The organism is Streptomyces sp. NPDC041968, from assembly GCF_055589025.1.
Genome location: NZ_JBVJCB010000003.1, coordinates 252,161 through 275,304, shown reverse-complemented (window position 1 = coordinate 275,304; position 23,144 = coordinate 252,161). Strand labels below are relative to the sequence as shown.

20 protein-coding genes and 1 tRNA gene are annotated in these 23,144 nt (G+C 73.6%); 6 read left to right on the top strand and 15 right to left on the bottom strand.

All coding sequences use genetic code 11. From position 1 onward, the window contains the following. Positions 1–173 precede the first annotated feature (173 nt). Positions 174–1,214, top strand: coding sequence for an ATP-binding cassette domain-containing protein (locus tag ACZ6EG_RS09355; RefSeq protein ID WP_391970895.1), 1,041 nt, complete (start codon positions 174–176; stop codon positions 1,212–1,214). Further along, positions 1,211–2,059: an ABC transporter permease gene (locus tag ACZ6EG_RS09350; protein WP_356602542.1), complete on the top strand. Its 849-nt coding sequence runs from the start codon at positions 1,211–1,213 to the stop codon at positions 2,057–2,059. The genes ACZ6EG_RS09355 and ACZ6EG_RS09350 overlap by 4 nt, the downstream gene beginning before the upstream one ends. A 27-nt stretch (positions 2,060–2,086) precedes the next feature. Here ACZ6EG_RS09350 and ACZ6EG_RS09345 read toward each other — a convergent pair whose 3' ends face one another. From ACZ6EG_RS09345 to pdhA, 6 genes are all read right to left on the bottom strand, one after another. Then, positions 2,087–3,184 (bottom strand): potassium channel family protein, encoded by a 1,098-nt coding sequence (locus tag ACZ6EG_RS09345; RefSeq protein ID WP_356602544.1) that lies wholly within the window; start codon positions 3,182–3,184, stop codon positions 2,087–2,089. Then, the gene (locus ACZ6EG_RS09340) at positions 3,181–4,596 is read right to left on the bottom strand and encodes a molybdopterin molybdotransferase MoeA (RefSeq protein ID WP_469603003.1); all 1,416 of its coding nucleotides are present in this window, start codon (positions 4,594–4,596) and stop codon (positions 3,181–3,183) included. Before ACZ6EG_RS09340 ends, ACZ6EG_RS09345 begins: the two co-directional genes overlap by 4 nt. Further along, positions 4,596–5,561 (bottom strand): NTP transferase domain-containing protein, encoded by a 966-nt coding sequence (locus ACZ6EG_RS09335; RefSeq protein ID WP_469603001.1) that lies wholly within the window; start codon positions 5,559–5,561, stop codon positions 4,596–4,598. Before ACZ6EG_RS09335 ends, ACZ6EG_RS09340 begins: the two co-directional genes overlap by 1 nt. 80 nt (positions 5,562–5,641) lie before the next feature. Further along, a complete protein-coding gene (locus ACZ6EG_RS09330) occupies positions 5,642–7,099 on the bottom strand; it encodes a dihydrolipoamide acetyltransferase family protein (RefSeq protein ID WP_391970898.1) in 1,458 nt (485 codons plus the stop codon). Further along, positions 7,099–8,103: an alpha-ketoacid dehydrogenase subunit beta gene (locus ACZ6EG_RS09325; RefSeq protein ID WP_469602997.1), complete on the bottom strand. Its 1,005-nt coding sequence runs from the start codon at positions 8,101–8,103 to the stop codon at positions 7,099–7,101. Before ACZ6EG_RS09325 ends, ACZ6EG_RS09330 begins: the two co-directional genes overlap by 1 nt. Next, positions 8,100–9,251: a pyruvate dehydrogenase (acetyl-transferring) E1 component subunit alpha gene (gene pdhA / locus ACZ6EG_RS09320; RefSeq protein ID WP_391970900.1), complete on the bottom strand. Its 1,152-nt coding sequence runs from the start codon at positions 9,249–9,251 to the stop codon at positions 8,100–8,102. Before pdhA ends, ACZ6EG_RS09325 begins: the two co-directional genes overlap by 4 nt. Before the next feature lie 189 nt (positions 9,252–9,440). Between pdhA and ACZ6EG_RS09315 the strand changes: the two genes are divergently transcribed. After that, positions 9,441–9,944: an Lrp/AsnC family transcriptional regulator gene (locus tag ACZ6EG_RS09315; protein ID WP_356602997.1), complete on the top strand. Its 504-nt coding sequence runs from the start codon at positions 9,441–9,443 to the stop codon at positions 9,942–9,944. Between the two features lie 78 nt (positions 9,945–10,022). On the opposite strand, the gene ACZ6EG_RS09310 is transcribed toward ACZ6EG_RS09315, so the two are convergent. Both ACZ6EG_RS09310 and ACZ6EG_RS09305 read right to left on the bottom strand, forming a co-directional pair. After that, positions 10,023–10,625 (bottom strand): TetR/AcrR family transcriptional regulator, encoded by a 603-nt coding sequence (locus ACZ6EG_RS09310; protein WP_356602556.1) that lies wholly within the window; start codon positions 10,623–10,625, stop codon positions 10,023–10,025. Beyond that, on the bottom strand, positions 10,622–12,163 hold the full coding sequence (locus tag ACZ6EG_RS09305; protein ID WP_469602992.1) for a 3-hydroxyacyl-CoA dehydrogenase: 1,542 nt from the start codon (positions 12,161–12,163) through the stop codon (positions 10,622–10,624). The genes ACZ6EG_RS09310 and ACZ6EG_RS09305 overlap by 4 nt, the downstream gene beginning before the upstream one ends. Before the next feature lie 158 nt (positions 12,164–12,321). Between ACZ6EG_RS09305 and paaN the strand changes: the two genes are divergently transcribed. Next, positions 12,322–14,013, top strand: coding sequence for a phenylacetic acid degradation protein PaaN (paaN, locus tag ACZ6EG_RS09300; protein ID WP_391970902.1), 1,692 nt, complete (start codon positions 12,322–12,324; stop codon positions 14,011–14,013). Between the two features lie 21 nt (positions 14,014–14,034). Here the strand turns inward: paaN and ACZ6EG_RS09295 are convergent, their stop codons facing one another. The 6 genes from ACZ6EG_RS09295 to ACZ6EG_RS09270 all read right to left on the bottom strand — a co-directional run bounded on the left by ACZ6EG_RS09295 (position 14,035) and on the right by ACZ6EG_RS09270 (position 20,065). After that, the gene (locus ACZ6EG_RS09295; protein ID WP_469602989.1) at positions 14,035–14,796 is read right to left on the bottom strand and encodes a TrmH family RNA methyltransferase; all 762 of its coding nucleotides are present in this window, start codon (positions 14,794–14,796) and stop codon (positions 14,035–14,037) included. Continuing rightward, the gene (locus ACZ6EG_RS09290; RefSeq protein WP_469602986.1) at positions 14,793–16,100 is read right to left on the bottom strand and encodes an HTTM domain-containing protein; all 1,308 of its coding nucleotides are present in this window, start codon (positions 16,098–16,100) and stop codon (positions 14,793–14,795) included. The genes ACZ6EG_RS09295 and ACZ6EG_RS09290 overlap by 4 nt, the downstream gene beginning before the upstream one ends. Further along, a complete protein-coding gene (locus ACZ6EG_RS09285) occupies positions 16,097–17,107 on the bottom strand; it encodes a DUF5819 family protein (RefSeq protein WP_469602983.1) in 1,011 nt (336 codons plus the stop codon). The genes ACZ6EG_RS09290 and ACZ6EG_RS09285 overlap by 4 nt, the downstream gene beginning before the upstream one ends. Positions 17,108–17,350: 243 nt before the next feature. After that, positions 17,351–17,680: a rhodanese-like domain-containing protein gene (locus tag ACZ6EG_RS09280; protein WP_366766528.1), complete on the bottom strand. Its 330-nt coding sequence runs from the start codon at positions 17,678–17,680 to the stop codon at positions 17,351–17,353. A gap of 50 nt (positions 17,681–17,730) precedes the next feature. Further along, positions 17,731–18,546 carry a hypothetical protein gene (locus ACZ6EG_RS09275; RefSeq protein ID WP_391970906.1) on the bottom strand — a complete coding sequence of 272 codons (816 nt, stop codon included), beginning with the start codon at positions 18,544–18,546 and terminating at the stop codon, positions 17,731–17,733. Positions 18,547–18,619: 73 nt separating this feature from the next. Next, positions 18,620–20,065, bottom strand: a complete 1,446-nt coding sequence (locus ACZ6EG_RS09270) for a DUF2252 domain-containing protein (protein ID WP_391970907.1) — start codon at positions 20,063–20,065, stop codon at positions 18,620–18,622. A 589-nt stretch (positions 20,066–20,654) separates the two neighbouring features. On the opposite strand from ACZ6EG_RS09270, the gene ACZ6EG_RS09265 reads away from it, so the two are divergent. Continuing rightward, on the top strand, positions 20,655–21,542 hold the full coding sequence (locus ACZ6EG_RS09265) for a dioxygenase family protein (protein WP_469602979.1): 888 nt from the start codon (positions 20,655–20,657) through the stop codon (positions 21,540–21,542). Between the two features lie 95 nt (positions 21,543–21,637). Here ACZ6EG_RS09265 and ACZ6EG_RS09260 read toward each other — a convergent pair. Then, positions 21,638–21,724: transfer RNA gene (locus ACZ6EG_RS09260), tRNA-Leu, on the bottom strand. A gap of 533 nt (positions 21,725–22,257) precedes the next feature. Between ACZ6EG_RS09260 and fhaA the strand changes: the two genes are divergently transcribed. Further along, complete coding sequence (fhaA, locus tag ACZ6EG_RS09255; RefSeq protein WP_391970909.1) at positions 22,258–23,142, top strand: antibiotic biosynthesis regulator FhaA; 885 nt, start codon at positions 22,258–22,260, stop codon at positions 23,140–23,142. Positions 23,143–23,144: the final 2 nt, after the last annotated feature.

Sequence of the window (23,144 nt, the reverse complement as noted above, 5' to 3'; positions counted from 1 at the left end):
GCAAGGTCCTCGGACTTTCGGACCGTCCGTGGGGAAATCCTGTGCGCGACCGATGAGTTTGCGCGATGGTAAAGGTCTCCCCATGGACAACCCAAGAAAGTACTGCCAAGGGCACGTGGCCAGGAGCACACCGCCGCGACCGCCCGACCGAGAAGGCGGAAGGACCCCCCAGCATGAGCACGCAGACGTCCGGACTAGCGATCGAGACCGCGGGGCTGGTGAAGACGTTCGGTGAGACCCGCGCCGTGGACGGGGTGGACCTGGCGGTGCCCGCCGGCACGGTCTACGGCGTACTCGGACCGAACGGCGCGGGCAAGACCACCACGGTGAAGATGCTCGCCACCCTGCTGCGGCCGGACAGCGGCCAGGCCCACGTCTTCGGCCGCGACGTCGTCCGCGAGGCCGACGAGGTACGCAGCCGGGTGAGCCTCACCGGGCAGTACGCCTCCGTGGACGAGGACCTCACCGGCACCGAGAACCTGACCCTGCTGGGCCGGCTCCTCGGTCACGGCAAGAAGGCGTCGCTGGAGCGGAGCGAGCAGCTGATGGCGGCGTTCGGACTGACGGACGCCGCGGCGAAGCAGGTCAAGCACTACTCCGGTGGCATGCGGCGGCGTATCGACATCGCCGCCTCCATCCTCAACACCCCGGACCTGCTCTTCCTCGACGAGCCGACGACCGGCCTCGACCCGCGCAGCCGCAACCAGGTGTGGGACATCGTGCGCGCGGTCGTCGCCCAGGGCACGACCGTGCTGCTGACCACGCAGTATCTCGACGAGGCCGACCAGCTGGCGTCCCGGATCGCCGTCATCGACAAGGGGCGGGTGATCGCCGAGGGCACCAAGGGTGAGCTGAAGGCGTCCGTCGGCGCCGGCTCCGTCCACCTGCGGCTGCGGAACGCGGAACAGCGGCCCGAGGCCGAGCGGCTGCTGCGCGACCTCCTGACCGCCGAGATCCAGCTGGAGCCGGATCCGGTGGCGCTGACCGCCCGCCTGGCGACGGCGGCGAGCGACGCGGCCGCCGACCTGGCCGCCAAGGCGCTCGGCGAGCTGGTCCGGCAGGGCATCACCGTGGACAACTTCTCCCTGGGACAGCCCAGCCTCGACGAGGTCTTCCTGGCGCTGACCGGGCGCGACACCGGCCAGAACACCGGCAACGGCACCGACGACACCACCGGCACCGGCCCTGACAAGAAGGACGAGGTGGCGGCATGAGCACGGCCACGAGCACCGAGACCAAGGAACTCTCCACGGTCAGCACCGAGTCGCTGGCGGCCCTGCTGGTCGCCAAGGAGCGGCCGCCACGGCCCAGCGCGCTCTCCACGTCCGTGACGTTCGGGTGGCGCGCGATGCTCAAGATCAAGCACGTGCCGGAGCAGCTCTTCGACGTCACCGCGTTCCCGATCATGAACCTGCTGATGTTCACGTACCTCTTCGGCGGTGCGCTGGCGGGTTCGCCCAGCGAGTACATCCAGTTCGTGCTGCCGGGCATCCTCGTGATGTCGGTCGTGATGATCACGATGTACACCGGGGTCTCGGTGAACATCGACATCGAGAAGGGCGTCTTCGACCGCTTCCGCTCGCTGCCCATCTGGCGGCCCTCGGCGATGGTCGGCTATCTGCTCGGTGACATGCTGCGCTACACCATCGCGTCCGTCGTCATGCTCGCCATGGGCCTGCTGCTCGGCTACCGGCCTGACGGCGGGTTCCTGGGGGTGGTCGCCGGGATCGCGCTGCTCCTGGTGTTCTCGTTCGCCTTCTCGTGGATCTGGACGATGTTCGGGCTCATGATGCGCTCCGAGAAGTCGGTGATGAGCGTCAGCATGATGGTGATCTTCCCGCTCACCTTCCTGTCCAACGTCTTCGTCGACCCGAAGACCATGCCGGGCTGGCTGCAGGCGTTCGTCAACAACAGCCCGATCACCCACCTGGCGTCCGCGGTGCGGGGCCTGATGGCCGGTGAGTGGCCCGGCGCCGAGATCGCCTGGACGCTGGGCTGGGCGGGTGTGCTCCTGCTGGTCTTCGGTCCCGTCACGATGCGGCTCTACAACCGCAAGTAGTCCCTCGCGTACGCGGTCGGCGCCCCGTCAGTCGCGGGGCAGCGGGCGGGCGTCGGGCGCCACATGGGTGGCCGGCGTCGCCCGCACGATCGTGATCAGACGGTCGGCCAACTCCAGTCCGCCGACGGCCGGATCGTCGTAGCCGAGCACCCGGTGTCCGCGCACGACGCTCACCACCAGGTCGTCCGTCTCGCGCGGGCTCCGGCCCACCTCGGCCTTTATGACCGGCCGCTCGACCAGGTCGAGTCCGCTGCCCTGGCTGATGAGGTCCTCCATGACCATGCCGGCGGCCGGGCTGAGCACGGAGAGCCCGAGCAGGCGGCCCGCGGCGCTGGCGCTGGTGATCACGGCGTCGGCGCCGGACTGCTTCAGCAGCGGCGCGTTCTCCTCCTCGCGGACCGCGACGACGATCTTCGCGCCCCGGTTGAGCTGCCGGGCCGTCAGCGTCACCAGTACGGCCGTGTCATCCCGCTGGGTGGCGATGATGATCTGCTTCGCCCGGTACACCTCGGCGCGGTTCAGCACGTCACTGCGGGTCGCGTCCCCTATCACCCCCGCGTAGCCGTGGGCCGTCGCGGCCTCGATGGCCTTGCCGCTGGGGTCGACCACCACGACCTGCTCCTTGCGCAGACCGGTCGCGCAGACGGTCTGGATCGCCGACCGCCCCTTGGTGCCGAAACCGACGACGACGGTGTGATCGCGCAAGGTGGACCTCCAGCGGTTCAGGCGCCACTCCTCCCGAGTGCGCTCGGTGAGGGCTTCCAGGGTGGTGCCGACCAGAATGATCAGGAACATCACACGCAGCGGCGTGATGACGAAGATGTTGGTCAGCCGGGCCGCGTCACTGACGGGCGTGATGTCGCCGTACCCGGTCGTGGAGAGGGTGACGGTGGCGTAGTAGAAGGCGTCGAGGAGATCGACGGAGCCGTCGGAGTTGTCGTTGTAGCCGTCCGCGTCGGCGTAGACGATGAACGCCGTCGCCAGGAGGACCACGAGGGCCAGGGACAGCCGTTTGCCGACCTGGCGGATGGGGTGCTCCACCAGCTTTCTCGGGAGTTTCACCCGATGGGTCACGAGATGCTCGTCCGCCTGGCGGGCGATCGCGTCCTGGCCCGGAAGTTTCACGTGAAACACACTCCGATTCCGCCGGTCGTCCAGGGCAGGTCGAGCAGCTCGGTCTCCTGCCCCGGCCGCGCACCGCCCGGGGGTACGACGGCCAAGGCGTCGGCGGCGGCGATGCCGCGCAGCATGGCCGGTCCGTTGTAGCGCAGCGGCACGGCGCCGTCGCCCCGCAGGACGACGGGGACGAGCCGGGTGTCGTACGGGTGGCCCTGCACCGCGTCCCGCAGGGCCAGCGCGTACGGCTCCGGCGCCGGACGGGCGGCGAGGGTGCGCAGCAGCGGCTCGGCGAGGGTGAGCAGTCCGGAGATCGCGGCGAGGGGGTTGCCAGGGAGGCCGACGAGGTGCTGCTGCTCCTTGGTCCGGGCCAGCAGCATCGGGTGGCCGGGGCGCACCTCGACGCCGTCCACGAGCAGTTCGGCACCGATCCGGCCCAGGACCGGGTGGACGTGGTCGACAGGGCCCGCAGCGGTGCCTCCGGTCGTGACGATCAGGTCGGCGTCGGAGGCCGTGACGGTGCGGTACAGGTCCTCGGCGTCGTCGCCGATCCGGCGGACCGTGCGGACCTCGGCACCCAGGGCGCGCAGCCAGGGGGGCAGCATCGGTCCGAGCGCGTCCCGGATGAGGCCGTCGTGCGGCAGTCCCTCGGTGAGCAGCTCGTCACCGAGGACCAGGACGTCGACGCGGGGACGGGGGACCGCGGTGAGGGTGTCGTAGCCTGCGGCCGCCGCGAGGCCGAGCACCGCCGGGGTCACCAGGGTGCCGACGGGCAGGAGCTGGTCGCCGCTGCGGCATTCCTGACCCCGCGGGCGGATGTCCTGGCCCTGGGCGACGTCGCGGGTGGCCCCCAGCCGGTCCCTGCCGTCGGTGCGGCCGTGTTCGGTGCGCAGGACGGCGGTGGTGTCCTGCGGGACGCGGGCGCCGGTGGCGATGCGGACGGCCTCGCCGTCGGTGAGGCGCGCGGGCTCCGCGTGCCCGGCCAGCACGCCCTCGCCGCGCACCGTCCAGGGGCCCGGTCCGGCGACGGCCCACCCGTCCATCGCCGAGGTGTCGAAGGAGGGCAGGTCGGTGAGGGCGGCGAGGGGCGCGGCCAGGGTCAGTCCGAGGGCCGCGTCCAGGGGCGCGGAGACCGGGGCCCGGTGGGCGGCACGCACGGCGGTGCGGGCGGCGCGTTCGGCGGCCGCGCGGGCTTCGGGCCAGGGCGTCGCGCGGTGGTGGGGGCCCGACGGCGGGTGGGGGGCTCCGTGCTGCGGGGTGCCGTGGTGCGCGGCGGGCGGGGGCGCCGCCGGGCCGGGGGCGCCGTGCGAGGGGCCGGGGGCGCCGTGCGGAGGGCCGGGCTTCTCCTTCACGAGGGCGAGCGCCTCCTCCACGTCGAGGTCTTCCGCTTCCTCGTCCGCCCGCGTGCCGGGGGAGGCCATCAGGCGTCCGGGCGGGCGTCGGGGGTGGCGTCGGCCGCCGCGTCGGGGCGGCCCGCGGCGGGGGCGGACGCGGAGGCGGCCTCCTCGGACCAGCGCTCGGCGAGCGCCGTCGCCCTGCGGACGGCCTCGGCGACGGCCTCGGGGCTCCCTCCGGCCCGCCCGGCCGCGTAACCGACCAGGAAAGTGGTCAGCGGGGCCGCGGGCCTGGCCACACCATGGGCGGCGTCCCGGGCGAGGTCGAGCAGGAGGCCGGTGTCGACGTCGAGGTCGATGCCCAACTCGTCCTTGGCTGCGGAGATCCATTCATCCAACACGTGACCATGCTCCCTGATGCGTGCCCTTGCGGTGGCGATGTCGTCCCAGGTGTCGCAGTCGAAGGACGCGACGGCGTCCGGAACGCGGATGAGGCGGAGGGCGCCGGTCAGACGGCGCAGCGGCAGCCCGGTGAGATCCGCCCCGCCCGCGGTGAGCGCGGCCAGTTCACGGCGCAGCGCCTGCGCGCGGTAGGCGGCGACGAGGGGCTGGTCGCGGCCGACGGCGTCGGTGAGCAGCACACCGTCGGCGTCGCCCGCGGTGAGCGCCGACAGCAGGTGTTCGACGGTGGGCCCGGCGAGGAAGGGCAGGTCGGCGGAGAGCACCAGGACGTGCTCGGCCGAGGTGTGGCGCAGACCGGCGGCCAGGGCGGCGAGCGGTCCGCCACCGGGCGGCTCCTCGCGGGCCCAGGTCACCGGGCGGGCGGTGGGCCGTGGTCCGGCGACGACGACGGTGGTCCGCGCTCCGGCGCAGGCGGCGAGCACGCGGTCCAGCAGCGCGCGTCCGCCCACACGCAGGCCCGGCTTGTCCGCGCCGCCGAGCCGGCGGGCGGCCCCTCCGGCGAGCACGACGGCGTCGTACCCGGCGGACGCCGGGCCCGGCGCGGGTGAGGTGCCGGCGCCGGGTTCACCGGTGGGCTCGTACGCGGTCACCCCCTGAGTATGCGGCCCTGTCCGATCACAGGGAACGCGGGGGAGCCCGCGCGATCAGAGAGTGCGCGTCGGCACAGCTGTCACAGGGTGCGCAGCAGCACCGCCGGTTGTTCCACGCAGTCCGCCACGTACCGCAGGAAACCGCCCGCCGTGCCACCGTCGCACACCCGGTGATCGAAGGTCAGGGACAGCTGGACGACCTGACGCACCGCCAACTCCCCCTCGTGCACCCACGGCTTGGGGACGATGCGGCCGACGCCGAGCATCGCCGCCTCGGGGTGGTTGACGATGGGTGTGGACCCGTCGACGCCGAACACGCCGTAGTTGTTCAACGTGAAGGTGCCACCGGTCACCTCACCGGGCGTCAGCCGGCCCGCCCGGGCCGACTCGGTCAGCCGGGCGAACTCCGCGGTGAGCGCCTCGGCGTCCCGCGCGTGGGCGTCCCGGACGACCGGCACGACCAGCCCCCGGTCCGTCTGGGCGGCGAAACCGAGGTGGACCTGGTCGAGTTGGACGATCTCCCGGGCCTCGGTGTCGACCGTGGAGTTCAGCTCGGGGAAGCGGGCCAGCGCGGCCGTGCAGATCCTGGCGAGCAGGGCGACGAGGGAGATCCTCGGCCCGCCGCCGGCGTTCATCGCGGTGCGCGCCCGCATCAGCTCGGTCGCGTCGGCGTCGACCCAGCAGGTCGCGTCCGGGATCTCACGCCGGCTGCGGGAGAGCTTGTCGGCGACGGCGCCGCGGACGCCCTTGAGGGGGGTGCGGATCCCACCGGACCGCGCCGCGGAGGAGGCAGAGGACGCGCCGGACGCGCCGGCGGCCGGAGCCCGTACCGCACCTGCCGTGAGCGCCCCGTCCGCCGGGACCGCCGTACGGCTCCCCTGCGCGGCGGCGGCGCGCAGCGCGTACTCCACGTCCGCGCGCAGGATCAGCCCGTCGGGGCCGGAGCCGGTCAGCTCGCGCAGGTCCAGGTCGTGCTGCCGGGCCAGCCTGCGCACCAGCGGGGAGATGACGGGAACCGGGCCCTCCGGCGCCGGATCGGCCCCGCGGTCCCGGCCGTTCATCCGTGCGCCCGCCGCGAGGGACGCCGGCCGGTCCGGCCGGACCCGGCGCCGACGGGCGGGCGCCTCGGAGGTGCCGTATCCGACGAGGACGTTGCCCGAGCCCTCGCTCCTGGGCTCCCCGGCCCCCGGCTCCCCGGTCCTCGGTTCCCCGGGGCCCGCGGACCCTCCTCGCGCCGGCTCCGCCGCCTCACCGCCGCTGCCCGCGTCAGGCGCCGGGCGGGCGGCGGCGCTCTCGCCCACCGCCACCGTCAGCAGCGGTGCCCCGACGGGCAGCTCCGCGCCCTCCTCGCCGAAACGGGCGGTGACCACGCCGCCGTAGGGGCAGGGCACCTCGACCATCGCCTTGGCCGTCTCGACCTCGACGACCGGCTGGTCGACGGCGACGACGTCGCCGACCTCGACCAGCCAGCGCACGATCTCCGCCTCGGTCAGCCCCTCACCGAGGTCGGGGAGCTTGAACTCCAGCACCTGTGCCATCAGCTTTCGGCCTCCCACTGCAGGCGCCCCACGGCGTCCAGGATCCGGTCCACACCGGGCAGGTGGTGACGCTCCAGCATCGGCGGCGGATACGGGATGTCGAACCCGGCCACACGCAGCACCGGCGCCTCCAGGTGGTGGAAGCAGCGCTCCGTGACCCGGGCCGCGATCTCCCCGCCCGGGCCCCCGAAGGCACCCGACTCGTGGACGACGACCGCGCGTCCCGTCCGCCGCACCGAAGCGCACACCGTCTCGTCGTCGAACGGCACCAGGGAGCGCAGATCGACGACTTCGAGGTCCCAGCCCTCGGCCCGGGCCGCCTCGGCCGCCTCCATGCAGGCGACCAGCGACGGTCCGTACGTGATGAGTGTGGCGCTCCGACCGGGGCGCCGCACCACCGCGCGGCCCACCGGCTCAACGGTTGCCGGCTCCTCCGGGTTCCAGGCGGCCTTCGACCAGTACAGGCGCTTGGGTTCGAGGAAGACCACCGGGTCGTCGGAGGCGATGGACGCGCGCAGCAGCCCGTAGGCGTCGGCGACGGTCGCCGGCGTCACGACATGGAGCCCCGGAGTCGCCATGTAGTACGCCTCGGACGAGTCGCTGTGGTGCTCGACGCCGCCGATGCCGCCGCCGTAGGGGACGCGGATGGTCAGCGGCAGGGGCATCTTCCCGCGGGTGCGGTTGCGCATCTTGGTGACATGGCTGACGACCTGCTCGAAGGCCGGGTAGGCGAAGGCGTCGAACTGCATCTCCACGACCGGGCGCAACCCGTACATCGCCATGCCGACCGCCGTGCCGAGGATGCCGGCCTCGGCGAGCGGGGTGTCCGTGCAGCGGTCCTCGCCGAACTCCGCGGCCAGTCCGTCGGTGACCCGGAAGACACCACCGAGGGCACCCACGTCCTCGCCCAGGACGTGCACGCCCAGATCGGCGGCCATGGCGTCGCGCAGCGCGCGCGTGAGGGCCTGCGCCATGGTGGCCGGCCTGGCGGCGACCGTGGTCATCGGTGTCCCCCTTCGGGCGCCCCGGACTCGGCCTCCGCCGCCAGCTCGGCGCGCAGCAGGTCGCGCTGCTCGCGCAGCTGCGGGGTGGGCTCGGCATAGACGTGGGCGAACAGGTCCATCGGGTCCAGCCGCGGGTCCTGGTTCATGCGGGCGCGCAGGTCGGCGGCCATGGTCTCGGCGGCCTCGCGGGCGGCCCCGATGCCGTCCTCGTCGAGCAGGCCGCGCTCGGTCAGCTCCCGCTGGAGCAGCTCGATCGGGTCGTGCCGGCGCCAGGCCTCGACCTCGGCGTCCCCCCGGTAACGCGTCGCGTCGTCGGCGTTGGTGTGCGCCTCGACGCGGTACGTCACCGCCTCCACCAGGGTCGGGCCGCCGCCCTCACGCGCGTGGCGTACGGCGTCGGTGAGCACCTCGTGCACGGCGGCCGCGTCGTTGCCGTCGACCAGGCGGCCGGGCATCCCGTAGCCGACGGCCTTGTGGGCCAGCGACGGGGCCGCGGTCTGCTTGGCGAGCGGGACGGAGATCGCGAAGCCGTTGTTCTGCACGAGGAAGACGACCGGGGCCTGCCAGACGGCGGCGAAGTTCAGCGCCTCGTGGAAGTCGCCCTCGCTGGTGCCGCCGTCACCGACCATGGCCAGCGCGACCACGTCGTCGCCCTTGAGGCGGGCGGCGTGGGCCAGACCCACGGCGTGCGGCAGCTGGGTGGCGAGCGGCGTGGACAGCGGGGCGACCCGGTGCTCGTAGGGGTCGTAGCCGGTGTGCCAGTCACCGCGCAGCAGGGTGAGCGCCTCGACGGGGTCGACGCCGCGGGAGACGACGGCGAGCGTGTCGCGGTAACTGGGGAAGAGCCAGTCCCGCTCCTCGAGGGCCAGCGCGGCGGCGACCTCGCAGGCCTCCTGGCCGGTGCTGGACGGGTAGACGGCCAGTCGGCCCTGCTTGGTCAGTGCCGTCGCCTGCGCGTTGTACCGCCGGCCGCTGACCAGGCGGGCGTACAGCGTGCGCAGCAGCTCTGGGTCGGCCTGTCCGGCGGCCTTGGTGCCGAGGACGCGGTACGGCTCCGCGTCGGGCAGCAGCGGCGCGGGGTCGGTACGGGGCTGCCAGGCGGGCGGCGGTGTGGGCCGGTAAGCGCCCCGCTGCTCCATGACCGTCATGACGGCACCTCCTCGTGGGAGCGGCTTCGGGCTCGCCACGGGTGTGACGGGCCTCACCTACCGATTGTTCGGTCGCCGGCACATTTTGGCTACAGGCGGCCCCAGGCTGTGGACAAACGGTTCTCCACAACCTGAGATGGACGCAGTACGTCCATGGCGGGAAGGCGGGGACACGTGGCATCTGAACAAATGGCCGATCGCCCGCGGGACGCCGAGGACCCGGACGGCGCCGGGGCCCCGCCGCCCGCCCGTCCGCTGGACGCCATCGACCAGGACATCCTGCGCATGCTCCAGGCCGACGGGCGCGCCTCGATACGCTCGGTCGCCGAGCGGGTGCACGTCTCGCGAGCCAACGCCTACGCCCGCATCAACCGGCTCGTCGAGGACGGTGTCATCCGCGGTTTCGGCGCCCGCGTCGACCACGAGCGGGCGGGGCACGGCACCTCGGCCTACATCACCCTGAAGATCGTCCAGAACTCCTGGCGCACCGTCCGCGCCCAGCTGCGGCAGCTCCCCGGGGCCTCCCACATCGCCCTGGTGGGTGGTGACTTCGACGTCCTGCTCCTGGTGCACACGCCCGACAACCGGGCCCTGCGCGAGCTGGTGCTCACCCGGCTCCAGGCGATCCCGGAGGTGCTCAGCACCCGCACCCTGCTGGTCTTCGAGACCGAGGACCTGGAACCGCAGAGCTGACCGCCGGGCCGGGAAGGCCGCCGGCGACCGGACCGCGGCACGCCGGAGCGCGCCCCACCGGACCGCCGCCCGCCCGGCTCAGGAAGCCTTGCGCAGGCCCCCGAAGACCAGACGCGCCACCGCGTCGACCACCTCGCGTTCCCGTGCGCCGCCCCGGCCGCCGGGGCCCTCGGGGCGGTACCACTCCACGATCGAGTTGATCATGCCGAAGACCAGACGGGTCGCGAGCCGCACCTCCACGTCCGCGCGCACGTCCCCCTCGGCCGCCGCCGCCTTCAGCAGGTCGGCGACCCGGTGGTCGAACTCGCGCCGCCGCTCCAGCGCCCACCGCTCGGTGTCCGTGTTGCCGCGCACCCGCAGCAGCAGGGTCACGTAGGGCAGCTCGGCCATGAGCACCTCGACCATGCGGCGCACGACGTACTCCAGCCGCTCGGCGGCGGACCCCACGCACGCGTGCTCCTCGCCGAGGATGGCGAAGAGCTCGTCCAGGGCCCGGCTCACGGCCCGGCGCAGCAACTCCTCCTTGCCCGTGACGTGGTGGTAGATCGACGACTTCGAGATGCCGGCCGCCTTGGACAGGTGCTCCATGGAGGTGCCGTCGTAGCCGCGCTCGATGAAGACCTGCACGGCCACGGACAGGAGGGTCTCGGGCGTGTACGTGTCGCGCTTGGCGGTGGTCATGAGGGGGTGTCCTCCCCTGCGTCGGTCAAATGCGCCTGACGGTTGAGCGCGCGGGACGGGGCGTAGCGCCCGGTGGGCTCGCGCAGGTGCAGCTCGCCGAGCAGGTCGTGCACCCACCACAGACCCAGCCGGCGGCCCCACTCGACCGGCCCGAGCGGATAGTTCACACCGAGGCGCATGGCCGTGTCGACGTCCTCGGCGGAGGCGACGCCCCGGGCGACCGCGTCGTGCGCCAGGTCGACGATCCGGGCGACCGCGCGGGCCACGATCATGCCGGGGACGTCGCCGATGACGCTGACCTGCTTGCCGAGCGCCTGGAAGAGGCCGGTGGCCTCGGCCAGGGTGCGGGGCGAGGCGGTCCCGGAGGGGGCCAGGGCGATACGCGTGGCCCGCCGGTAGTCGAGGGCGAGGTCGAAGTGGACGACGTCGCCCAGCTCGGTGGAGGTCTGCCCTCCGGTGAGGTGCAGCCGTCCGCCGCCGGGGAGGGTGAGCGCCCCGGCCCCGGCGAGCGGCGCGAACGGCCGGTCGTCGCCGGTCTCCTCGCGGACCTCGATGCCCGCCTCGCGGATCAGCTCGACCAGGTCGGCGGCGGGCCCCAGGTCGCCCTCGGCGGCCACGTACGCGGGCCGGCCGGCGGGCTCGGCGGTGTGCGGCGCGGGCCGCCCGGCCCCGTCCCGGTAGTCGTACCAGCCCTGCCCGCTCTTGCGGCCGAGCCGGCCCGACTCGACCAGGCGGCGCTGGGCCAGCGAGGGGGTGAACCGCACGTCCTGGAAGAACGCCTCCCACACGGAACGCGTGACGGACTCGTTGACGTCCTGCCCGATGAGATCGGTCAGCTCGAAGGCGCCCATCCTGAAGCCGCCCGACTCCCGCAGCACCGCGTCGACGGTGGCGGGGTCGGCGGCCCGCTCCTCGTACACCGCGAGGGCCTCCGCGTAGAAGGGCCGGGCGATGCGGTTGACGACGAAGCCCGGGGTGTCGGCGCAGGCGACCGGGGTCTTGCCCCAGGCGCGGGCCGTCTCGTACGCGCGCGTGGCCGACGCCGCGTCGGTCGCGAAGCCGGAGACCACCTCGACCAGCGGCAGCAGCGGCGCCGGGTTGAAGAAGTGCAGGCCGACGAAGCGGCCCGGGACGCGGAGCGCGCCGCCGATGGCGGTGACGGACAGGGAGGAGGTGTTGGTGGCGAGCAGGCAGTCCTCGCCGACGACGTCCTCCAGGGCGCGGAACAGTTCCTGCTTGACGTCCAGCCGCTCCAGGACCGCCTCGACGACCAGCGCGCAGTCGGCGAGGTCGGCGAGCCGCTCGGCGGGCTCCAGCCGGGCGCGGGCCGCGTCCCGCTCGGCGCCCGTGAGCCGCTCCTTCTCGACGAGCCGGTCGAGCCGGGCGCCGATCGCGTCGGCCGCTTCCCGGGCCCGCCCGGCGACGGCGTCGTACAGCCGTACGGGGTGGCCCGCGACCAGCGCCACCTGGGCGATGCCCTGGCCCATGGTGCCGGTGCCGACGACGGCCACGGGGCTGCTGAGGTCGAGTGCTGTCATGTGCGCGATCCTCCCGCACGGGGTTTTCCACAGATGCGGCGGTCCCCCTTGTCCCGACCGATCGTTCGGTTACTCTAGCCGTGTCCGCCTGTTTCTGCCCAGGTTTCCCCCAGGTCACGACTCGACGGAGAGCTCGTGAGACGAGGAGTTGGTCCCGCATGGCCGCCGAACTCACCGCGCACCAGCTGATCGACCGGCACCGGCCGACCCTGGACCAGGCGCTGGAGACGATCCGCACGCGCGCGTACTGGTCCCCCCACCCCGAGCACCCCAAGGCCTACGGGGAGAACGGCAGCCTGGACATGGCCGCGGGCAAGGCCGCCTTCGACGCCCTGCTCGGCACCCGCCTCGACCTCGACCAGCCCGGCACCGACGACTGGGTGGGCGGCGAGGTCTCCCCGTACGGGATCGAGCTGGGCGTGACGTACCCGCACGCCGACGTCGACGTGCTGCTGCCCGCCATGCGGGCCGGGCAGAAGGCGTGGCGGGACGCCGGCGCGGAGCTGCGCGCGATGGTCTGCCTGGAGATCCTCAAGCGGATCGCCGACCGGACGATGGAGTTCGCGCAGGCCGTCATGCACACCTCGGGGCAGGCCTTCATGATGGCCTTCCAGGCGGGCGGCCCGCACGCGCAGGACCGCGGCCTGGAGGCGGTGGCGTACGCGTACGTGGAGCAGGTCCGCACCCCCGACACCGCGGAGTGGACGAAGCCGCAGGGCAAGCGCGACCCGCTGGCGCTGACCAAGCAGTTCACGCCGGTGCCGCGCGGCATCGGCCTGGTCATCGGCTGCAACACCTTCCCCACGTGGAACGGCTATCCGGGCCTCTTCGCCTCCCTCGCCACCGGTAACGCGGTGCTGGTCAAGCCCCACCCGCGCGCGGTGCTGCCGCTCGCGCTGACCGTGCGGACCGCCCGCGCGGTCCTCGCCGAGGCCGGTTTCGACCCGAACCTGGTCGCGCTGGCCACCGAGCGTCCCGGCGAGGGCATCGCCAAGACCCTGGCGACCCGCCCCGAGATCCGGATCATCGACTACACCGGCTCCACCTCCTTCGGCGACTGGCTGGAGGCCAACGCCCGCCAGGCCCAGGTCTTCACGGAGAAGGCCGGTGTGAACGCGGTGGTCCTGGAGTCGACCGACGACTACCAGGGCATGCTGTCCAACCTGGCCTTCTCCCTGTCCCTCTACAGCGGCCAGATGTGCACCACCCCGCAGAACCTGCTCATCCCCCGCGACGGCATCCGCACCGACCAGGGCGCGAAGTCCTACGACGAGGTGACCGCCGACCTCGCGCGGGCGGTCGACGGACTCCTCGGCGACGACACCCGCGCCAACGCCCTGCTCGGCGCGATCGTCAACCCGGACGTCAAGGCCCGCCTGGAGGCCGCCGCCGGCCTCGGCGAGGTCGCCCTGGCCTCCCGCGAGGTGGCCCACCCGGAGTTCCCGGACGCGACCGTGCGCACCCCGGTGATCGTCAAGCTGGACGGGGCCAAGCCGGACGACGAGGCCGCCTACACCAGCGAGTGCTTCGGCCCCGTCTCCTTCGCCGTCGCCGTCGACTCCGCCGGCCACGCCGTGGAGCTGCTGCGGCACAGCATCCGGGAGAAGGGCGCGATGACGGTGGGCGCGTACACGACCGACCCGGAGGTCGAGGAGGCGGTGCGCGAGGTCTGCCTGGAGGAGGCGGCCCAGCTCTCCCTCAACCTCACCGGCGGGGTGTACGTCAACCAGACGGCGGCCTTCTCCGACTTCCACGGCTCGGGCGGCAACCCGGCGGCCAACGCGGCCCTGTGCGACGGCGCGTTCGTCGCGAACCGCTTCCGGGTGGTCGAGGTGCGCCGGGAGGCCTAGGCCCCGCCCCGGCACCGCCTCTCAGGAGGCCCGGACCGCGCCCCCGGTCGCGCTCCAGTGGTACAGCGTCATGGCCACGCTGGTCGCGAGGTTGTAGCTGGAGACCTGGGGGCGCATCGGCAGCGCCACCAGGTGGTCGGCACGCGAGCGCAGCTCGGGCGAGAGCCCACTGCGCTCGGAGCCGAACGCCAGCAGCGCGTCGTCCGGCAGCTCCAGCCCGCGGATGTCCTCGCCCTCCGGGTCCAGCGCGAACACCGGGCCCGGCGGCAGCCGAGCGACCTCCAGCCGCTCCACCACGGTCGCGAAGTGCAGCCCCGCCCCGCCGCGCACCACCGTGGGATGCCACGGGTCGAGCGTGCCGGTGGTGACGACACCGGTCGCCCCGAAGCCGGCGGCCAGCCGGATCACCGCCCCCGCGTTGCCGAGGTTGCGGGGCTGGTCGAGGACGACGACGGGCGCGGCGCGGGGCAGGTGCCCCAGCGCCCGCAGATGGGCCTCCCGCGCGGGTCGTACGGCCAGGGCGGCCACCGCGGTGGGGTGCGGCCGCGGGACGAGGGAGGCGTAGGTCTCCTGCGGCACCTCGGCCAGCAGAGCGTCCAGGGCCTCCCGTACGTCCGGAGCCAGCTCGTCGGCGAGGGCCAGGGCGCCCGCGCGGTCGCCGGTGACGGCCACCGGGACCTCGGCGCCGAAACGCAGCGCGTGCTTGAGGGCGTGGAAACCGTCCAGCAGCACGCACGCACCGGCGTGCCGGCGCCAGGCGCCCAGCAGGTCGGAGTCGGTCATGCCCCGAAGCCTACGTGCGCCTGCCCGGCGTCCCTCTTGTCCCCGGCCGCGGCCCGCGCGCCGTCCCCGTCCCCGGCGTCCGGTCCGCCCGATCCGTCCCGGGGGCCGGGCACCGCCGCCGCGCCATCGCCACCGCCTCCGCGCCCGGCCCGTGCCCGGCCCGTCAGCCGGCCCGCCAGCCGGTCACGCACCCGCACCACCAGGGCCCCCGCACGGCGGAGGAACGAGGTCGGCAGGAAGACCGCGTCGGCGGCGATCATCGCCAGCGAGAAGAACGGCAGCCCCAGCGCCACGGCGATCACCGCGTGCTCCGTCATCATGGCGGCCAGCAGCACGTTCTTGACCCGCCGGTTGAACAGCGTGAACGGGAAGGCGACCTGCACGGCGACCGTGCCGTAGGTGATGAGCATGACCATCGTGCCGTTGGCGGTCAGCGCGTCGGAGAGCGCGGGCCACGGCGAGAAGTAGTCCAGGTGCAGCGGGTAGTAGGCCGCGGTGCCGTCCTGCCAGCGCGAACCCTGGATCTTGTACCAGCCCGCGGTCGCGTAGATCAGGCAGGCCTCGGCCATGATCACCACCAGCGCGCCGTTGTGCACGATGTTGGTGATCACGTCCAGCAGCAGACGCGGTTCGCCGCTCCCGCCGAGGCGCCCGACGGCCCACCACACGCCCTGCGCGACCCAGACCGCCCACAGCAGCGCCGGGACGAACCAGTCGCCGTCCAGTCCGCCCGCCAGCGTCACCGTGAGCAGCACGAACCCGAACACGCACCACAGCGCCGGACCGGCCCGGTCGACGACACGCACCCCGCACGCGCGGGCCTCGTCCTCCCGCCGCGCCCGGCGCGCGTCCAGCGACCACACCTGGGCGCAACGCGTGAGGACCAGGTAGATGCTCATCAGGTGCAGGACGTTGTCGCCGCCGTCCCCCATGAAGACGCTGCGGTTCTGCAGCGAGAGCACGCCGACCATGAAGAGGACGGACATGGTCCGGGTACGCCACCCCAGCAGGAGCAGCACACTGCTCAGCACGGCCAGCGCGTAGACGATCTCGAACCAGACCCGCCCGTCGGACCACATCAGCGCCGTGAAGGCGCCGTTGTCGGCGATCAGCTGCTCGGCGAGGTCGTGGGTCCAGGGGCTGCCGGGCCCGTACAGCTCGTCGCGGTGCGGAAGCTCGCGCAGCAGGAAGAGCAGCCAGGTGGCGCTGAACCCGATGCGGATCACGGCGGTCTGGTAGGGACCGAGGGCGGCGCCGGTGACGCGGGCGATACCGCGGGAGACCGAGAGGGTGAGGCCGTTCACGCGGCTTCCCCTTCCTTCTCACGGGTGGACGCCGGCCACCAGGGCAGCTCGCGGTACGTCGCCCGTTCGGAGACCTTCTCGCCGCTCCAGGAGGGCGGCTTCACGTTCGTGGTCCGGGAACGGTACTGGACGCGCTCGACGACACCGCCCGGTTCGGCGGCCTCGGCACGGTCCAGGCGCAGCACCGCGATGCGCCGCAGATAGGTCTCGGACAGCGTGCCCCGCAGGCCCACCGGGCGGTTGTCGGAGTCGTGGCTCGCGACGAAGAAGTCCCAGGCCCGGCGGAGTTCGTTCTGCTGGGTGTGGCTCGGCAGCGGGTTGCCGTCGATGGCCCGGCCGTCCTCGGCGGACAGGTCGTACCAACCGGTCGTGCGTATGGAGCCGTCCGCCTCGCTCACCTCGGCGCGGACCTGGACGGAGACGTTCTGCTGGAGCGGGTTGGGCGCGAAGAGCTTCCAGTTCTGTTCGAACTCCGGGAAGATCCACTCGTCGACCGCGGCACCGTGCTGCTTGGTGAGCGTGTTCGACGGGGCCACGTGCAGGAAGACCAGGCCTATGTGCGCGCAGACGGCGGCCGCGACGACCGCGAGGGCCACCACGGCCCCGACCTGGTAGCGCGGGGAGAGCGCGGCGACACCGGTACGGGGCTCCACGGCCTCCCCCAGAGGCCCGACCCCGACCCCGACCCCGCCCTCGACCTCGGACCGGGCGGGCTCGCGCGACTGCTCCGGCCGGACGGGCTCGTACGGCTGTTGCGATGGGGCGGACTCGTGCGACTGCTTCGGCCGGGCGGAGTCGTGCGACTCTTCCGGCCGGGCGGGCTCGCGTGGCTGTTCGGGCTCTTCCGGCGTTTCCGGCCGTTCGGGATGGCCGGACCCGTCCGAGCCCTCCGGTTCGGGTGGACCCGATCCCTCGCGCTCCGGGGGCCCCGAGCGCTCCCGCTCGGCCCGGCCCTCCCGCTCGTCACGCCCCTGCCGGGCGTCCGAGCCTGTGTCGTACGCGTCCATCCCGCCCCGTTCCGGTCCCGATCCGTCGTTCCGCTCCCGTCCCGCCCCTCCGGGCACGCGGGCGCCCCTCGTGCGGCTGCTCGGCAGCGTTCGAACGGGAACGGTACTCAGGACCGTCCGCCCGCACAGCCCCCGGCGGACCGACGGCGCCGTGGCCGTCACCACATCCACCGTCCGGCAACCGGCGTGCGCCGACGCGCCCGCGGTGACGCGGGGACGGACCGGACGGCCCGCCGCACGGTCCTAGAGGACGTGCCCCGGCTCGCCCTTGCCGTCCACCACGGGCCGGCCGGCCGCGGCCCACACCTGCATGCCGCCGTCGACGTTCACCGCGTCGACGCCCTGCTGGGTCAGGTACATGGTGACCTGGGCCGAACGTCCCCCGGATCGGCAGATCACGTGGACCCGCCCGTCCTGCGGCGCGGCCTCGGTCAGCTCACCGTACCGGGCCACGAACTCGCTGAGGGGAATGTGCAGCGCCCCGGCGGCGTGACCCGCCTGCCACTCGTCGTCCTCGCGGACGTCCAGCAGGAAGTCGCCGTCCTTGAGGTCCGTGACCTCGACCGTGGGCACACCAGCTCCGAAACTCATGCCCCAGACGCTACCGGAGCCACCGCCCCGGCTCAGTCCTGCCCGCGCGCCGCCGCCAGCTCCGACTCCCGCTCCCGCACCTGGGTCGCCAACTGCTCGGCGATCTCCTCCAGCAGACGGTCGGGATCGTCCGGGGCCAGCCGGAGCATGGCGCCGATCGCGCTCTCCTCCAGCTCCTTCGCGAGCAGCGTGAGCATCTCCTTGCGCCGGTCGAGCCATTCGAGACGGGCGTACAGCTCCTCGCCTCGGCTCGGGCGCCGCTCGGGCACCGGACCGGCGGCCCACTCCTCGGCCAGCTCCCGCAGCTGGGCCTCGTCACCGCGGGCGTAGGCGGCGTTGACCCGGGTGATGAACTCCTCACGCCGGACCCGCTCGTCCTCCTCCTGCGCCAGGTCGGGGTGGGCCTTGCGGGCCAGCTCGCGGTAGAGCCTGCGGGCCTCCTCGCCGGGCCGCACCCGCTGCGGCGGCCGTACCGCCTGGTCGGTGAGCATCGCCGTGGCCTCGGGGAACAGCCCGTCCCCGTCCATCCAGCCGTTCAGCAGCTCCTCGACCCCGGGGATCGGCAGCAGCGCGGCCCGTGCCTCGTCGGCCCGGCGCCGGTCCTCGGCGTCGCCGGTGCGCGCGGCCCGGGCCTCCAGGATCTGCGCCTCCAGCTCCTCGAGCCGGGCGTACACCGGGCCCAGCCGCTGTTCGTGCAGCCGCGAGAAGTTCTCGACCTCCACACGGAAGGTCTCCAGCGCGATCTCGTACTCGATGAGTGCCTGCTCGGCGGCCCGTACGGCCAGTTCCAGCCGTTCCTCGGGACGCGGCGCACCCCCCTGCTCGGGCTCAGCTTCCGGCGTCGTCACCCGTCCAGCCTAGGCCACGATCCGCCCGCCCCCTCCGGTCCGCGCGGCGGACACCGGCGCCCCGAGAACGTCCTCACACCCCCCGCTCCGCCGCGACCCGGCCCGCCCGCACCGCGGCGACCAGCTCGGCGTGGTCGGCCTCGGTGCGGTCGGCGTAGGCGACGGCGAAGGCGGCGACCGCCTCGTCCAGTTCGTCGTTCTTCCCGCAGTAGCCGGCGATGAGCCACGGGTCGGCGCTGTGCGCGTGGGCGCGGGCCAGCAGGGCCCCGGTCATCCGCCCGTAGTCGTCCATCTGGTCGGCGGCCAGCGCCGTGGCGTCCACGCTGCCCTTGCGGTTGCGGAACTGGCGCACCTGGTACGGCAGCCCGTCGGCCGAGGTCCAACCGAGCAGATTGTCGCTGACCACCTGCATGCGCTTCTGCCCCATGACCACCCGGCGCCCCTCGTGCGCCACCTCGGGGACCTCGAAGCCCGCGGTCGCCAGGTGCGGCAGCAGCGCGGAGGGCCGGGCCTCCTTGACCTGGAGCACGAGCGGCTCGCCGCGATGGTCCAGGAGCAGCACGACGTAGGACCGCGTGCCCACGCTGCCGGTACCCACGACCCGGAAGGCGACGTCGTGCACCGCGTAGCGGGCCAGCAGCGGCAGCCGGTCCTCGGACAGGGTCGTCAGGTACTGCTCCAGGGAGGCCGCGACCGCCGCCGCCTCCTCGTCCGTGACCCGGCGCAGCACCGGCGGAGCGTCCACGAAGCGCCGTCCGCCGTCCCCGGTGGACTCGGTCGACCTGGCGGCGAAGCGCCCGCTGGTGTTGGCCCGCGCCTTCTCGGAGACCCGCTCCAGGGTGCCGAGCAGGTCGTGGGCGTCGCTGTGGGAGACGAGTTCCTCGTCCGCGATGGCGTTCCAGGCGTCCAGCGCCGGGAGCTTGGCCAGCAGCCGCATGGTGCGCCGGTAGGCGCCGGCCGTGTCGTGGGCGGCCTTACGGCAGGTGTCCTCGTCGGCGCCGGCCTCCCGGCCCGCGAGGACGACGGAGGCGGCGAGCCGCTTGAGGTCCCACTCCCAGGGGCCGAAGACGGTCTCGTCGAAGTCGTTCAGGTCGATGACCAGGTCACCGCGGGCGTCACCGTAGAGACCGAAGTTGGCTGCGTGCGCGTCGCCGCAGATCTGGGCGCCGATCCCGGTCGTCGGCGTGCGCGCCAGGTCGTACGCCATCAGCCCGGCCGACCCGCGCAGGAAGGCGAACGGCGTGGCCGTCATCCGTCCCGCCCGCAGCGGGATCAGCCCGGGTATCCGGCCGCGGTTGGACTCCTCGACCGCGCTCACCGCGTCCGGCCGGGAACCGTCCAGGTCGAGGGCGGCGTGCGCGGAGCGCGGGACGCGCGTGCGCAGCGCCTTGCCCTCGGCCTTCGGCGAGCCGCCGCGGGGCCACTCCGCGAACCCCGGCACGACCGGCAACCGCCCGCCCCCTTCCGCGCCCGCGGGCACCCCCGCGTCCGTACGCGCCCCCGGCTTCGCATCCGTCATCCCGGCCGCCTCTCCGTTCCCCTCGCACACGACCCGAGCCGCGCTCGGGCCCGGGCCTCGCCCGCCCACACCGGCCCGCCGTCGTCCACCGGCGTCACCGCGCCACGACCGTACCCCCGGTCGATCCGCCCGTACACGACCCCGCCCGACCACCCCCACAACACTCCTGCACGAGCCCTATCCGACGACCCGCGCACGCCCTCTCCTGCACCACCCGCGCACGCCCCCCGCCGACACCCACGCGCGGTTCCGTCCACCACCCCGCGACACTCCCGCACGAGCCCCTGCACCACCCGCGCGAAACCAGCGCACACGCCCTCCCATCACCCCTACGAACGCCCGCGCACACCCCCTCCCCCCCCACCCTCCACCACCCGCGCATAACGCCAGGCCGAGGGCGGAACAGAGGGTGCCCGTGCCCTCACCGTCGCGCCTACGGTTGCCAGCGATCACCCCGGGGCGCGCCCTCCGCAGAACAGCAGCCTGCCCCGCGCCGGAGGGCGCGCTCCCGTCCCCGACGTCCCGGATGCCGTACGCACCGTCCGCCTCCCCCAGGGACCACCCCCACCGAGGAGACCGAGGAACCGCCATGACCTCCGACACGCCCGCCACCCCCGCCGGCCCCGCCCCGGAGACCGCCGGCCCGGGCCCCGGCCCCGACGCCGACCGCGGCGTCAGCCGCAAGACGCTCCTGCGGGCCGCCGTCGCCGCCGGCGCGGCCGTCCCGCTGCTCGCCACCGGCTCCCTCGCGCTCGCCCGGGACGCCGCCCGCTCCTCCACCGGCCGCACGCTGCCGCCGACCCCCTTCTGCGACGACGGCGACGACCCCACGCCGGACCAGATGGAGGGCCCCTACTTCAAACCGGACTCCCCGCTCCGCACCGACCTGGTGACTCCCGGCACCGCCGGCACCCGACTGACCGTCAGCGGCTACGTGTTCGGCCGGAACTGCCTCCCCCTGCCCGGCGTCCTCGTCGACTTCTGGCAGGCCGACAACGCCGGCGCCTACGACATGGCCGGATACGCCTTCCGCGGCCACCAGTTCACCGACGCGGCGGGCCGGTTCACCCTCCGGACGATCGTCCCCGGGCTCTACCCGGGCCGCACCCGGCACATCCACGTCAAGGCGCAGGCCCCCGGTGAACCCGTTCTGACCACCCAGCTGTACTTCCCCGGCGAGCCCCGCAACGGCACGGACGCCCTCTTCGACCCGGCCCTGCTGATGAACGTCCGCGGTGTCGGCGGCGGCAGGGAGGCCACCTTCGACTTCGTGCTGGACGCGGACGGCGCCCCCGGCCCGGACCCCACCGACCCGCCGACCGACCCGCCGAGCGGCACCTGGGCGGCCGGCCGCCCGTACGCCGTCGGCGACCGCGTCACCCACGGCGGCCGCTCCTACCGCTGCCTCCAGGCGCACACCTCGATGACGGGATGGGAACCGCCCCACGTGCCCGCTCTGTGGCGCCCGGAGAGCTGAGACCTTCCTCACAGCACCACGGCGCACCGGACGAAGACGCACCGGAAGCGGACACGCGAAAGCCCCCCAGGTCCGAGACCTGGGGGGCTTTCGACTGGTGCGCGAGGGGGGAGTTGAACCCCCACGCCCTTGCGGGCACTGGAACCTGAATCCAGCGCGTCTGCCTATTCCGCCACCCGCGCATTGGGTGTGTCCTCGGGGCCTTTCCTTGCGGTCCGGCGCCTTCCGACACGAGAACATTAGCACGCTGGAAGGGGTGGATTCACATCCCTTTCCAGGCGGGAGGCACCGGGGGACCGGGGCGCCCGCCCTCCTTCGGGCACTCGTCCCGGCTCCTGGCCGTTCACGTATCAACCTCGTACCGGTCCGGGCCGTCTCCCCCGGAGCCGGTAGGGGTCCGCGGTCAGGTGCGGGACACTGGTCTGCGGCCGCCCCTACGATCCTGGGCATGAGTACCTGCGGGAGCGCCTCCCGTGGGACCCCGGGAGTTCGAAGGGGACCTTCGGCGGGAACTCCGAGAGGCGTCGACACCCGTCGACCGGGCCGACAGGGGGAACCAGCCGATCGACCGGCGCGTGGATACGATCAGTAAGCAGTACCAGGTGGACAGTGCGCGGGTGAGCGGTACACATCCGGGCAGGACACAGGGCGGCAGTACGCAAGGCAGCAGTGCGCACGGCAGTGGACAGGACGGCAGCGACGGAGGAGGTGCCCCATGGGAGTCCTGAAGAAGTTCGAGCAGCGTCTCGAAGGTCTGGTCAACGGCACCTTCGCAAAGGTCTTCAAGTCCGAGGTGCAGCCCGTGGAGATCGCGGGAGCGCTCCAGCGCGAATGCGACAACAACGCGACCATCTGGAACCGCGACCGCACCGTCGTACCCAATGACTTCATCGTGGAGCTGAGCACGCCCGACTTCGAGCGCCTCAGCCCCTACTCCGGCCAGCTGGGCGACGAGCTCGCCGGCATGGTCCGGGACTACGCGAAGCAGCAGCGCTACACCTTCATGGGACCGATCAAGGTCCACCTGGAGAAGGCCGACGACCTGGACACCGGTCTGTACCGGGTGCGCAGCCGTACGCTCGCCTCCTCCAGCAGCCACCAGGGCGGCGGCCCGGCCTCCTCGGGCCCGGCCGCGCCCCCCGCCCCCTCCGGGCGGCCCGGCGCCCCGGGCGGTGGCTACGGATACCCGCAGCCCGCCGCCCCCGCGGGCGCCCCGCCCATGCCGAGCGCGCCGCCGCCCGGCGGCCGCCCCGGCGGATACGGCTACCCGCAGCCCGCGGGCGGCCAGCAGCCCCCGGCCGCGCCCGCGCCCGGCGGACGCACCCGCCACTGGATCGAGATCAACGGCACCCGCCATCAGATCTCCCGCGCGACCCTCGTGCTCGGACGCAGCACCGAGGCCGACGTGCGGATCGACGACCCCGGCGTCTCCCGCCGGCACTGCGAGATCCGGACCGGAACGCCCTCGACGATCCAGGATCTCGGGTCCACCAACGGCATCGTGGTGGACGGGCAGCACACCACCCGCGCTACGCTCCGCGACGGCTCGCGGATCGTCGTGGGCAGCACCACCGTTATCTACAGGCAAGCCGAAGGGTGATC